Genomic DNA, 13,727 nt, shown 5'->3' on the forward strand with positions numbered 1-13,727 from the left:
CTTTACTTGATCAATCCAGATCTTTTAAATAGCCCAGATAACGTTGTACAGCTTCCCGTTTTTTATCCGTTAGGTGAAAGTCAAGATGTGCCGTTAAATATTTTGTATAGTCAAATCCTTCAAATTCAGGCAGTCCCTCAATGACATCGGTCGCATGAGCTACGCCATAGGCGAGCGCATCATTGAAATCTTTGACAAATGATTCGGGCAACTTTTTATTGCTTACCCATAGTGCAAACGCAAAAGGCAATCCAGTAAAATCAAACCATTCCTTTCCCAAGTCATAAACATAGGGTACGGTATTCTTTTTACCGAAGGTGCGGTCACCGATCAGGACATAAGCATCTGGCTCCACCCCGTCGTCAGTAATCAACTGAACCTCTCTCTTCCAGTAATTCTTTAGCAGCACACGGGCCAGACCATTCGATGTACGCGATTGCTTGTCCAACTTGAGGGTTTCCACCTCGGTAATGGGCTTATTGGAAAAAATAAACACCGAATCAACGGCGCCTTCGGTTCCAATACAAAAATCCGTATTGATGTAATATTCGGGGAGATTTAATAGTGCGGCCGTTGGAATAATTCCCATATCGGCCTCGTCATCTATTACTTTTTGTGCGCAGGCACTTGGATAATCGACACTGAGATCAATCTGATCCATAACCTTTGATTTACGTATTCCGTTCAAAAACGGATAAGTGTTTGTGTAAGATACGGCTGAAACTCTAATTTTATTCATTCATTAATGCTTCTAAGTGATCTGTATTGTAATGATCTATAATTTCAAATTGACCATTATCGTACAGCAATTTATATAAAGCAGTATTTGTGTGCGGAAAATCGTCCATATATCGGGCATCAATGCCAGTCATCAGGCAAAGCATAATACGTAGTGCACGACCATGCATGCAAACAAGGATATTTTCCTCATTTGTTTGGGCCAGCATATGATCCAGTGCAACTTGCTGACGGTTCATCAATGCGTTAGGAGACTCTCCATTTTCAATACTGACATCCAATTCTCCGTTACGCCATGCAGCAACCAATTGTTCAAAACCAGTCAACAACTCGGGCGTCTGCTCCTTTCCTTCGTAGATTCCCCAGCTAATTTCGTCCAATCCGACGAGCTGTTCCCAAGGCAAGTTAAGATCAATAAAACCCTTTACCGTCTGGTGGGTACGCAATAAAGTTGAAGTGTATACTTTGTCAAAAGGCACCGTATTGTACCGTTCAAAGAAAGCCTGAGCCTGAGCCATTCCGGTTTCATTTAATGGAGAATTAACCCCTCTCCCCTGCACAATGCCTTTTAAATTTAGATCAGTCTGTCCGTGTCGTATAAAATAAAATGTCTTTTTCAAAATGGGTATAGTCTAATTTATGAGTTCACAACAGGTAGTGCGTAATAACTTTTCTTTTTGGAGTCTTCGTCAAAGACAACATCTTTATAGTCTGTTACCACATTATATAATGTATCCCGTTCGATGGGATGACGTCCTACCTTCTTGATTAATTCCACGACCTCTTGCGTTGTCATCCCGGGTTTTTGCTCCTCGGCACCGGCCATGCTGTAGATTTTGGTTGTATCGTCCAAAGTGCCATCAATATCATCCACACCGAAAGCCAACGATAATTGTGCAGTGTCTCTCGAAATCATGGCCCAATACGCTTTGATATGGTCAAAATTATCCATGTAGATCCGCGCAACCGCATAGTTCCTTAAATCTTCGATAACCGAAACCTCGGGGATGTGCGACATTTGGTTTTCCTTATTTCGAAATTTCAACGGAATAAATGTTTGAAATCCGCTCGTTTTGTCTTGAAGCTGTCTCAAACGCTCCATGTGATCCACCCGGTGCCAAAACTGCTCAATGTGACCATACAACATCGTTGCGTTGGTATGCATCCCCAGACGATGCGCCTGCTCATGAATGTCCAGCCATTGTTCAGCGGTACATTTGTCGTGCGCAATCTGTTCCCTGATTTCCGGATGAAAGATTTCTGCTCCACCGCCGGGCATTGAGTCCAGGCCACAAGACTGCAAATACTTCAGGCCATCATAATGGCTCAACTTTGCTTTCTTGAAAATGTAATAATATTCTACTGGCGTGAGTCCCTTAATATGTAATTCTGGTCGATGTGCTTTACATCTTTTAAAGAAATCCGCATAAAACTCCAGATTCTGCTTCGGCACAACACCACCTGTAATATGCACTTCGGTAACGGCTTCATTGTCATATTTCTTCACAATATCCATCATGCCATCGACTTCCATTTCCCAACCTTCGGCGCGCTCTTTTATCAGCCTGGAATAGGAACAGAATTTGCAGTCATATACACAGACATTGGTGGGCTCTATGTGAAAATTGCGATTAAAAAAGGTATGGTCTCCATGACGTTTCTCACGAATGTAATTGGCTAAGACACCAAGATACCCCAATTCACCCTTTTCATATAAAAGAACTCCCTCATCAAAAGTGATACGCTCCTCTCGCAAAACTTTCTCCGCTATATTTCTTAATTCAATGTCTAAATTTTTATCATTGATCAAGAAATTTAATTTATCTAATGCGTTCATTAATGTATCTCCTATCTTAAACAAATGTACCGAAAAGGCAACAAAAGTTATAATAAAATTGTGATAACACTTATTCAGCAGTGTATCTTTTTCCTGTTATAAAGACGATGAAAACTCTGTCAAAACAATACCTTTAATCTGTAAATTGCTGCATTTCGATCAACTTCTTATATAAGCCTTCGTGTTGCAATAATTCACTATGGCTCCCTGCCTCAACAATCTTTCCTGCTTCGATCACAACGATCTTGTCCGCATTTTGAATCGTACTTAGACGGTGGGCGATGACCACTGTTGTCCGGTTGTCCATCAATTTATAGAGTGAATCCTGTACCAATTTTTCAGATTCGGTATCCAAAGCCGAAGTCGCCTCATCCAGTAGCATGATCGGTGGATTTTTCAGCACTGCCCGAGCAATACAGATCCGCTGGCGTTGTCCACCGGACAATTTCCCCCCTCTGTCGCCAATATTCGTTTGGTATCCATGATCAGTCTTAAGAATAAATTCATGTGCATTGGCGATCTTCGCTGCTGCTTCAATTTCTTCCTGACTCGCAGACAGGTTGGCAAATGCGATATTATTGAAAATGGTATCGTTAAATAAAATCGACTCCTGATTGACCACACCGATCATATTACGCAAGGAATCCTGATCCAGCTCTCTTAAATCCACACCGTCGAAAAGGATCTGACCATCGGTAACATCCATAAAGCGAGGAATAAGGTCGACCAATGTTGATTTCCCTCCACCAGAAGGACCAACCAAAGCCACTACTTTTCCCTTTTCAATCGTCAGGTCTATCCCCTGAAGGATTTTCTTATCCTTCGTGTAAGCAAAATTCACGTCCTTAAAAACAATATTTCGTGCAAAACTTTCAACTTTTTTTGCATTAGGCCTGTCGGTCACTTCACTCCGCTCATCGACCAGTTCCAATACCCGTTCTCCAGCCGCAAGACCATTATGAATACCACTAAAGGCATCGGTCAATGCTTTTGCAGGACGCATAACCTGTGAAAAAATAGCAATGTAGGCGATAAATGCGGGAGCAGTCAAACTCTGATCCCCTGAAAGCACCAGATGGCCTCCATATAACAAGATGATGGCCACCATGATAACCCCCAATAATTCCGAGACAGGTGAACTCATTTGTTGCCGTTTAGCCATCGCACGCCCGATATTAGCATAGCGTTCATTCTCGTTGTGAAATCTATTTTTGATAAAAGAAACTGCATTGAAGGCCTTGATGATTTTGACACCTGATAATGCTTCGTCCAGATAGGAAATCATGTTTCCATAGGACTCCTGTGCCGAACGCGCCTGACTTTTCAGATTCTTTACAATCCGGGCAATAAAAAATGCAGAAATAGGAATAACCAACAACGAAAAGAAGGTCAGTCTTGCTGAAATATTAAACAGCATCACGATATAAGCGATCAATTGCAAAGGTTCTTTGAATACTACTTGCAATGTACCCGTGACCGAATACTGCACAACTTGTACATCGGATGCCACCTTTGAGACGATATCTCCTTTGCGTTGCCCTGTAAAATAGCCAACGTGTAGGTCCATTACATTATCAAATACAGCTCTACGGAGTTTCAACAAGGTGTGGATCCGAAAATTCTCCATAATCCGCTGGCAGAAATAGCGGAAAAGATTGCTTATAAATACAGAAATTACAATAACAATACAAACGTACTTTAATGCGCCATAAGCACCCAATTGTTCATTTGCCATACTAGCGTAGTAATTAAACCATGCTAAAATATCGGTGTAAGTATCAGGTTTTATTGTTTCGACGGTAGCTTCCCCTGTATTAAAAAGTGTATGAAGTAATGGAGCGAGTAATGCTAGATTTAATGTGCTAAAAACAACCGTAATCAAGGTGCAGATTACATACGGAATTGCAAATTTCTCAATGGGTTTAGCAAATGATAAGAGCCTAAAATATGTTTTCATTTATTTTGAACTAAGACAAATTAATTTTATACAAAAAAGTAATTTGTCGATCTCTCCTCTTCCGTTAGGATTTCTTTTAGCGAGGAAATTGAACAAAAATAACAAATTAATCAAGAAAAGCACTCATACACTTCTTTTCAATAAAATTGTTGCACCTCAGTGATAAATACAGAGCGGCGCATTAAATTGAAAAAACGACAAAAATAGCTGCTTTTTATAGATAATTCCCTAATTTAGCTTCATTCAAATACCAAAATTATTAAAAACAAAATGCAAATAGACGTTGCCAAAAGATTGCAGCACACTGAAGAATATTATTTCTCAAAAAAATTAAGAGAAATAGATGAGTTAAATAAACAGGGTGCACGTGTAATCAATCTAGGAATTGGAAGTCCTGACTTGCCTCCTCATCCGGAGGTAATTGCGACATTGAATGAGAATGCCCAACTTCCAAATGTACATGGCTATCAAAATTATAAAGGAGCTCCAGCTCTAAGGCAAGCTGTTGCAGATTGGTATCAACGCTATTATCAAGCTACTTTTAATCCGAACACCGAGATCTTACCGCTAATTGGATCGAAAGAAGGAATCGTCCACATTTGCATGACTTACCTCCAAGAAGGAGATCAAGCGCTAATTCCTAATCCCGGTTACCCGGCCTACGCTGCGGCCGTAAGATTAAGTGGAGCAGAAGCAATCACCTATAAGCTTACGCAGGAAAAAAATTGGCTGATTGACTTTAACGAACTTCGTAAACAAGATCTGTCTCAGGTCAAGTTGATGTGGATCAATTATCCGCACATGCCTACGGGTGCCTCGGCCTCGGATGCATTTTATGGTGAATTGATTGCGTTCGCAAAGGAATACAACATCCTCATCTGCCATGACAATCCCTATAGTTTTATCCTGACAGATAAACCACGTAGTATCATGAGCATAGAAGGCGCTAAGGATGTCGCGATCGAGTTAAATTCTTTAAGCAAATCATCCAATATGGCGGGCTGGAGAGTCGGAGTATTGGTTGGTAGTGAGGAGCGTATCAATCAGGTACTACGTTTTAAAAGCAATATGGATTCCGGAATGTTTCTTCCCGTTCAACTAGCCGCAGCGAAAGCCCTGCAGCTGGACGCATCCTGGTACCAGGATTTAAACAAAATTTATGCTGATAGACGTCAGAAAGTTTATGAAATCATGGACCTATTAGGCTGTTCATATCAAAAAGATCAGGTAGGCTTATTTGTCTGGGCCCAGATCCCGAACACCTATGCTGACGGTTATGCGCTGAGCGATGCAGCATTGAATAAAGCACGTGTGTTTATCACACCGGGAGGAATCTTTGGAGATGGTGGCAATCAGTACATCCGCATCAGTCTCTGTGCCACGGTTGAAGTTCTTGATGAATCCATCCAACGTATCAAAGAAAGCTTCTAGCAGCAATTTTCAATGTTAACATCTCAGTCAGATGAAATAGCTCCTGATGACGAAAAACAAAACAGCTATTTCATCTTATGCTAAAAAAGACAGGACTTCAAGAGCCCATAAAATAAATGTGAAGCATTTATACATACAATAAACACGAATTAATAATTATTCACATATGAATATTGCCATCGTAGGCGTAGGCTTAATTGGCGGCTCAGTTGCCATTCGCCTAAAGGAAACAAAATTCTGCAGTAAGATTATTGGTGTAGATAAAAGCGAGAAAAATCTTGACAAAGCGAAGCAGATCGGCTTTATCGACGAAGCAATGACCTTGGAAGAAGCAATAAAAACATGTAAGGTACTTATATTGACTATTCCTGTTGATGCTATTTTGCAGGTCGTTCCACAGATTCTTGATCAGGTCACCGATCAAGTAGTTATCGATATGGGATCCACCAAAACAAACATACTTAACAAAATCAAAGACCATTCAAACCGAGGACGCTATATTGCGGCTCACCCTATGGCAGGTACAGAATATTCTGGCCCAGAAGCTGCCGTTGCGGGTCTTTTTAAAGGAAAGATGATGGTTTATGTCGAGGCCTTCAGGACAGATGAAGACGCTTTCGAAATTACGGATGCGATCACGGATCAACTGGAGATGCGCACTTGCTTCATGAACGCTGACGAGCACGATGTGCATACAGCCTATGTTTCGCATATCTCCCATCTTACTTCATTTGCCTTAGCATTAACAGTATTGGAAAAAGAGAAATCGCAGGGACGCATATTTGAGCTTGCAGGATCAGGCTTTGAATCCACCGTGCGTTTGGCCAAAAGTTCCCCCGATATGTGGACACCCATCTTCAAACAAAATCGGGAAAATGTGCTGGAAGTGCTGGAAGAACATATCAAGCAACTACAGTCGTTACATGATTCCATTGCTAGCGAAGACTATGACAAATTGCACAAACTGATCAAGCGTTCAAATAAAATTAAGCGCATCATTAAATAGGGCGAGCATTCATAATAGACCACCTATCTATCGTAATGGTGTAACACAAGTCAATTGCAGCTCCAGTCAGCACTTGCCTAAAATAGAAACGGGGCCGTCCTAACTTTGGACCGTCCCGTTTCCATTTCATTTTATTCGTCCTCCAAAAAGCCTCTACTTAACTATTCAATTCTCCAGAGGTACCTTTTATTTGAATCGCTTTCTTCTTTTTACTCGTCTTCCAATTCGTTAAACTTATCTAAATCAAACTTCGCCCCTACCGTATCACCAAGCTTTTCTTTGATAGCGGCACGATAAGAATATAAGTCCGAATAATAAGGATTCAACTCAATAGCCATTGAATAATCAGCCAACGCCCCGTGCATATCTTCCAGTCTTTCCTTAAGATCTGCCCGTAGAGAATATACATAAAAGTCCTCCGGATTCAGTTCGACCAATCGGTCGAAATCAGACAATGCTTCAGGTAGACAACCTAAGCGCTCAAATAAAGAAGCCCGTTCCTCATAAACGATAGACGAGTTATTGTCATTTTCTTCAGCTTTAGCATAGTCCTGCAGCGCTTTTTCGGAATAACGGTATGATTCGAATACCTTCGCACGGAAAACATAGGCAGCAGTTTGATGGTCATCCAGTTCAATTGCCCGGTTAAAATCATCCAAAGCTAGCTCAAAACAGGTGAGTTTAAGATAGAGACTTCCCCTAAAAACAAAGAGATTGCTATTATCTGCCGTATTTTTGTTGATAGCTAAGGTATACAATTCGATTGCTTTCAGATAATCATAACAGTGTACATACTCAAGTCCCAACGAATTCAACTCATCCATACTGAGATCTTTCTGCGTAGATTCTAGCTCTTGAATGACGAGGTTCTCTGCTTCAAAGTAGCTTACCTCAGCTTGGTTTTCCTGCCACTCCAAAACACTATGATAGTTAAAATCCAATCTTTTGGCAATCTGGTAATCATAAAATGCGCCTTCATCTTCTCCGATAATGCGATAGACCAGGCATCGGCTTGCATAAAAATAGGGTTCTTCCTTAAAATATTCAATTGCTGTGGAATATACAGCTATAGCTTCATCATAAGCCTTTATTTTAAAATAATAGAGCCCAAGGTAACTGTAAGCCAACACGCTTTTCGACAAAGCAATTGCTTCTTCAAAAAGCTGTACAGGATCTTCATCACCGATGATTCCAATAGAAAAGCCTCTTAACAAAAGTTTGATATCTTCTTCCCGAATGTGATCAAAGCGGTCTTGGGATAAGGAAATGGTATCCGTTGGAAAAAAAGACGAAATTGGCAAAAAAGAGAACTTAGCAAGTAATACGGGAGGCGGAAGTTTAAAATCTGCCTCAGTAACAGCTTTGTCCCAAAGGGTAACAGATAGATTTGATATCAGTTGCTTCATACCCAAAACTAAGCTAAATTTCAATATAAAAGAAATTTAACAGCCTGCAATCCCTGTTTAAAAAACAGCTTTAATTCAGTTCACCAGTCAAATAAAGATATTTGTAGCGGACGATATCTCTTGAATTGGTAAATCTGACAAGTTTTTCACGTTTAAAGACATAATTGGAAACTTTATCCTCCATTAAACGTAGAAATTCCACAAACTCCGCAAAAAAATCCTGACGTTCACCAGCTGTAAACTGACTATTTCTTACAATCCAGAAGAATTGTTCTTCATTTACATGAAAAGACACTTCATTTTTCTTCTCTTTTCGAAAAATAAAAATCGGATCATTTTCTTGGTTAATAAATAAAGCAAAACCAGTATTTCCCCCATCCAGGTTTACCACAAAAGCAGAAAAATAGACGGTACCTATCTGTAAATTTTCCAGACAAATTAATTTATGCAACATCAGGTCGACAGTTAGATCACCTAAAAGTATTAAGTTTTTATTAAAAAACAAAAAAAAGACCCACAATTATGTGAGTCTTCTTACTACGAAATAGGATATTTTATTAGAATGTAAACTTCACAGAAGCGTTCCATGTTCTCCCAAGACCGATCAATACAGTGTTAGAAGTATTGATTCCGTTCCAATATTCATTCTTCTCGCCGGCCTTTGTGTTTTCAAAAATATTCGTCGTCGCTTCAGAAATATAGAACTTATTCAATAAGTTATTGATGTTAAATCTAAAACTTATTGCGTTTTTATCACTGATATCTATTTTATAAGAAACCCCGGCATCAACAAGTTGGTACGAAGGTAATTCTAACACTTTGCCCTGACCAGCTTGTCTTGAAGAATACAAGCGATCGTAGGATCTCCAGTCTCCATCAACAGACAGACCTTTCGTGATAAAATACTTGGCACCTAAACCATAGGTTGTTTGTGCGGCATCCCCTACTTTTCCGTTCGTTAGATCGGTTTCTTCTGTTGCCAACACAACTCGGTCTTCATTACGGACAATCGTAACAGATTTTCCATCGTATTTCCAGTCACCAATAGATGCAAAACCTTTAAGGGTAAATCCGCTGAATGGACGGGCAGCGAAGTCCAACTCGACGCCTTTGTGGTTTTGTTTTACACCGTAATTTGAGAAATAAAGATAATCACCTTCCGCTAAGATGTTCGGATCATTGGTGGGATTGTATTTTTCAACATCTGCTTTTACAGCATTTTTTGAATTACCTGTCACCCTATTTTCCCAAGTCGTTTTATAGGCATTCACATTCACATCAATGTATCTTGACACGAATTTATACCCTAATTCAAGACCTAAGATCTTCTCGTTCTCCGCATAGGGGTTCACGTCATTTCTGTAGTTCATGAAGATATTGTTCTGATAAGGCTGACGTGAATAGTATCCAGCGTTAGCAAAAAGACTATGTTTGCCCAAGGTATAGCTTACACCACCTTTGGTGTTATATCCAAAATTATTGACATTTTCCGATTTTGAGTTTTCGGGTTTCTCTAGATAATATTCTCTACGGCTATTTTGCTGTTGTGAAACCGATCCTTGGAAAAATGCGGTAAAACCATTTTTAGCATATTCTAATTGACCGAATAGACCACCGTAACGGATCATTTGCTCATAATCCCATGCTAATCTATTTTCTGTTGATTTAGGTTGGCTAGAAAATGCTTTCCATGGATTGGTTGAATAAGTCTCTGTAATAAAGACATTATTGCCCAAGTTTACGTTACCTACGTTGGCAATTGATGACTGACCCAACATATCGGTCACCTGACGATAGTGCTCACCTTTATAATCGCGTAAGTCAAATCCAACATTGAAATTTAAATTCTCATTTAATTTACGGTTATAGTTAGAAACGATACCATACCATTGATGATTGTTTACATCAGCAGACAAATAAGGGCCCTTATTGGTTTTCTCTGTTCTTTTCGACTGACCACCACCACTTGCTACAGAAGCATAAACAACGGTAGATAAAGAAGACTTATCATCGATGGTCCAGTCCCAGTTAAAATTGGCTACTGGTTTATGGTAGTAATTTTTACGGTAGTTAACTTCAGTACCATTCACTATCTCCACATTACTGTTATATCTTCGTCCATTTTTCAAGTAGTTGTCCAATGTCGAAGTGAAACCTTGATTATGCCATTGTGGGGCACCAGTAACCATTAAGTTAAAGTTGTGCTTCTCGCTCGCTTTATAACCTACAGACAGGAAATAATTTTGTCCCTGCCCTTGTGTACCGTTCACATAACCATCACCGGACCAATGTGTAAACATTGCTGAAACGGCAAAACCGTTTTTCATCATTCCAGTACTATAGCCAACCGTTCCTTTCATCAGCATGTCATTACCGACTGTCGTCCGCACAAAACCGCCTTCTTTCATATCGGTGGACTTGGTTACAAAGTTAATCGTTCCCCCCACAGATGAAATCGCTAATTTGGAAGAACCCAAACCACGTTGGATCTGTACCAAAGACGCAATGTCGGTAAGACCAGACCAATTAGACCAATATACACGGCCATTATCCATTCCATTCACCGGCTGACCATTCAATAAAAATGCGGTATTGGATTGGTCAAAACCACGTGTAGTCATTGAAGATTCACCAAAACCTTTCGCCTGTCCCGTAATGTAAACAGATGGCGTATTTGCCAAAGTTGACGTAATATCTTGCGCACCTACTTTTTCTTCAATTTCAGTTTTGTGAATTGTTGAAACCGCAATAGGTGTTTTTCTACCTACAGCAATATCAATAACACCATGACCAACAACAACAACCTCATCTAAATCCGTTGAAGAGCCCTCCGAAAAAGTCGGGTTTATATTCAACGATTCGCCCGATTTCAACATAATGTTTTCAATGACAACTGGCTTTTCACCAATGTAGGTCACCTCCACTTTATAGGGACCACCCTCCTGAAGATTTGAAATTTGAAATTTTCCTTGAGCATCAGCTGAGCCGCTTACAACTTGTCCACTTGGGATGTGGGTGATTTTAATGGTTGCTCCTTTAACTGTTTGTCCAGTAGCCTCTTTTACAACTCCTGAAACCGAACTAGTATTTGCCGTTTGTGCATGAACCGCGCCATAACCAGCAAAAACAAGTGCAAAAAAAAGTAAAGACTTTTTCATGTTAGATGTGATTGTTTTGTTTTTGTGCCGCAAAATTAGGAATTGATTGTCTTTTTAACTAATTTTAACACTAGGGTCGCTATAAATACAGCTTTTATATTCCCTTCATATTTTAATCTTCCACAGGTTAAACTCGGTTTTAAAATTAAAAAGTCAATAGACAAGCGGTACCGTTAACATAACCACAACAAAAACACCTTTTTTATATCAATACATGAAAAATAATCAAAATAAAATTTTGTCTTTTTTGAATAACTCAAATAATTCTTCCCTCTCCATATTTATCGTCAACACCACTTCTCTTGCCTGCCTTGATCGGGTTTTACGATCAACACGATCATCTTTTTCAGTGGACATGGAGCTTTCAATACGATTGAAATCGTTATATTTAAATGAATAATAATAAACTATGTTGTCCATTGAGCAAGCTTACGCAGGAATACTAGAACCTGCATTAATTGAAGAAATCACACAGATTGCACAAATCAGAACATTCCATGAAGGTGATCTGATTATTGATACCGATCAGTATATCAGAGCCATGCCCCTACTACTGGAAGGTGCGATCAAAGTTGTTCGGGAAGATGAAGCAAAAGGTGAACTCCTGCTATATTATCTCGAGCAAGGACAGACTTGCACCATGTCTATTGCCTGTTGTATGGGAAATAAAAAAAGTGAAATTCGTGCGTGGGCAGAAAAAGATACTACCGTAGCGATGATCCCTAATGAACAGGTTAATAACTGGATGGGAAAGTATTCTTCATGGCGCAATTTCATTATATCGAGTTATGCGAACCGTATGAATGAAATGCTTCAGGCGGTAGATAATCTTGCCTTTTCCAACATGGAAGAACGCATAATCAATTACTTGCAAGCGAAAGTAAATCTCAGAAATGACCGGATTCTTACCCTCACTCATCAGGATATCGCATCAGATTTGAACACGTCACGTGTGGTGGTCTCGCGGATCTTGAAGAAATTGGAAAATGAAGATAAAATCGTACTGCTCAGAAATGAAATCAGGGTCTTACTTTAAATCCAAAATAAATTGGTAACACACGAATATAGCAGCGACTCCTTCGGATCTCGAAATAGCGCGGTCTTAGTGTAGCTTTGCGACTCCCGGATACAAAAACATTTGTACCTTTATTGGTAAGAGAATACTCGATTCACACCATTTAATTTAATATGACAACAGAAAACGTAGGATTTATAGGATTAGGAAATATGGGCCATCCCATGGCAAAAAACCTAGAAAAAGCAGGATTTTCCCTTTCCGTTTATAATAGAAATATCGCTAAGACAGCAGGCTTTGGAGCACAGTCAACTGTTTATAGCGAAATAACGGATTTAATCAAGGACAATGACGTTGTTTTCACGATGCTGACAAATGACGACGCCGTCCAGGAAGTTTATGGAAAAATTCTTGGACTGCCTATCAGCGGAAAATTATTTGTGGACATGAGTACCATTGCACAGGATGTAAGTATTGATCTCGCCCGTAAGCTAAAAGAAAAAGGGGCCACTTTTCTGGATGCACCTGTGGCCGGAAGTACCAAGCCTGCCGCAGAGGGTACACTGATCATTATGGTGGGTGGAGAACAAACAGACCTTGACCGCGCTAGACCTTACCTTGAAAAAATGGGGAAATCCATTAAACATCTCGGTAAAAATGGAAAAGGTCTCGCCGCAAAACTAGCCATAAATTATTTTCTATCTATTATTTACCAAGGTTTGGCTGAAACCATCTTATTTTCTGACCAATTGGGCATAGAACGTAGCGAAATGCTCGAAATTATTAATGATAGTGCAAGCGGTAGCGGAGCAACAAAAGTAAAGACACCGCTCCTCATCGAACAAAACTATACCGCTGCATTCGCGCTGGACCTGATGTTAAAAGATATCCGATTGGCCCAAAAGGCGGGCGCATCCTATCCATTGCTCGGAACTTTGCTCGATACCTACGAAACGGCACATGAAAAAGGTCTGGGACAATTGGATGTGATCGGAATTATTGAATCTATAAAACAATCCTGAGTTTATTAAGGTTAATAAAACATATTAAGGTCCCGCCCTTACACAAGGCAGTTACCTTAAAGGACGATCATAAACAAATGGTTTAACCAAATCGAATAGCAGATGAATCCGCGGGAGTTAAAACTTCATTTAATCGCGAACAACATCTGTCGGATAA

Annotated in this window: 11 protein-coding genes; 4 read left to right on the plus strand and 7 right to left on the minus strand. The window is 39.9% G+C overall.

Going from position 1 to position 13,727, the window contains the following annotated elements:
• Positions 1 to 10 precede the first annotated feature (10 nt).
• From B4G94_RS07480 to B4G94_RS07495, 4 genes are all read right to left on the minus strand, one after another.
• Positions 11 to 739, minus strand: coding sequence for a menaquinone biosynthetic enzyme MqnA/MqnD family protein (locus B4G94_RS07480; protein ID WP_286858043.1), 729 nt, complete (start codon positions 737 to 739; stop codon positions 11 to 13).
• Positions 732 to 1,358: a histidine phosphatase family protein gene (locus tag B4G94_RS07485; RefSeq protein ID WP_165306270.1), complete on the minus strand. Its 627-nt coding sequence runs from the start codon at positions 1,356 to 1,358 to the stop codon at positions 732 to 734. The genes B4G94_RS07480 and B4G94_RS07485 overlap by 8 nt, the downstream gene beginning before the upstream one ends.
• A 17-nt stretch (positions 1,359 to 1,375) precedes the next feature.
• Complete coding sequence (locus B4G94_RS07490; RefSeq protein ID WP_286858045.1) at positions 1,376 to 2,575, minus strand: radical SAM protein; 1,200 nt, start codon at positions 2,573 to 2,575, stop codon at positions 1,376 to 1,378.
• A 133-nt stretch (positions 2,576 to 2,708) separates the two neighbouring features.
• Complete coding sequence (locus B4G94_RS07495) at positions 2,709 to 4,532, minus strand: ABC transporter ATP-binding protein (protein WP_286858047.1); 1,824 nt, start codon at positions 4,530 to 4,532, stop codon at positions 2,709 to 2,711.
• A 270-nt stretch (positions 4,533 to 4,802) separates the two neighbouring features.
• Here B4G94_RS07495 and B4G94_RS07500 point away from each other — a divergent pair, with 270 nt between their 5' ends.
• Positions 4,803 to 5,963 carry a pyridoxal phosphate-dependent aminotransferase gene (locus tag B4G94_RS07500; protein ID WP_286858048.1) on the plus strand — a complete coding sequence of 387 codons (1,161 nt, stop codon included), beginning with the start codon at positions 4,803 to 4,805 and terminating at the stop codon, positions 5,961 to 5,963.
• A 148-nt stretch (positions 5,964 to 6,111) separates the two neighbouring features.
• Positions 6,112 to 6,969: a prephenate dehydrogenase gene (locus B4G94_RS07505; RefSeq protein WP_262707654.1), complete on the plus strand. Its 858-nt coding sequence runs from the start codon at positions 6,112 to 6,114 to the stop codon at positions 6,967 to 6,969.
• Between the two features lie 209 nt (positions 6,970 to 7,178).
• Here B4G94_RS07505 and B4G94_RS07510 read toward each other — a convergent pair whose 3' ends face one another.
• The 3 genes from B4G94_RS07510 to B4G94_RS07520 all read right to left on the minus strand — a co-directional run bounded on the left by B4G94_RS07510 (position 7,179) and on the right by B4G94_RS07520 (position 11,533).
• Positions 7,179 to 8,375: a tetratricopeptide repeat protein gene (locus B4G94_RS07510; protein WP_286858049.1), complete on the minus strand. Its 1,197-nt coding sequence runs from the start codon at positions 8,373 to 8,375 to the stop codon at positions 7,179 to 7,181.
• Between the two features lie 70 nt (positions 8,376 to 8,445).
• Entirely contained in the window at positions 8,446 to 8,829 is a 384-nt protein-coding gene (locus B4G94_RS07515; RefSeq protein WP_104382713.1) for a hypothetical protein, read from the minus strand.
• Positions 8,830 to 8,932: 103 nt separating this feature from the next.
• Positions 8,933 to 11,533, minus strand: coding sequence for a TonB-dependent receptor (locus B4G94_RS07520; RefSeq protein WP_165306264.1), 2,601 nt, complete (start codon positions 11,531 to 11,533; stop codon positions 8,933 to 8,935).
• Between the two features lie 409 nt (positions 11,534 to 11,942).
• Here B4G94_RS07520 and B4G94_RS07525 point away from each other — a divergent pair, with 409 nt between their 5' ends.
• Together B4G94_RS07525 and B4G94_RS07530 are read left to right on the plus strand one after the other, a co-directional pair.
• The gene (locus B4G94_RS07525) at positions 11,943 to 12,569 is read left to right on the plus strand and encodes a Crp/Fnr family transcriptional regulator (protein WP_286858053.1); all 627 of its coding nucleotides are present in this window, start codon (positions 11,943 to 11,945) and stop codon (positions 12,567 to 12,569) included.
• A 152-nt stretch (positions 12,570 to 12,721) separates the two neighbouring features.
• Positions 12,722 to 13,570: an NAD(P)-dependent oxidoreductase gene (locus B4G94_RS07530; protein WP_108632367.1), complete on the plus strand. Its 849-nt coding sequence runs from the start codon at positions 12,722 to 12,724 to the stop codon at positions 13,568 to 13,570.
• The last annotated feature ends 157 nt before the right edge of the window (positions 13,571 to 13,727 follow it).

This window comes from Sphingobacterium sp. UBA7625, assembly GCF_002484085.1.
In the GTDB taxonomy this organism is placed as follows: domain Bacteria; phylum Bacteroidota; class Bacteroidia; order Sphingobacteriales; family Sphingobacteriaceae; genus Sphingobacterium; species Sphingobacterium athyrii.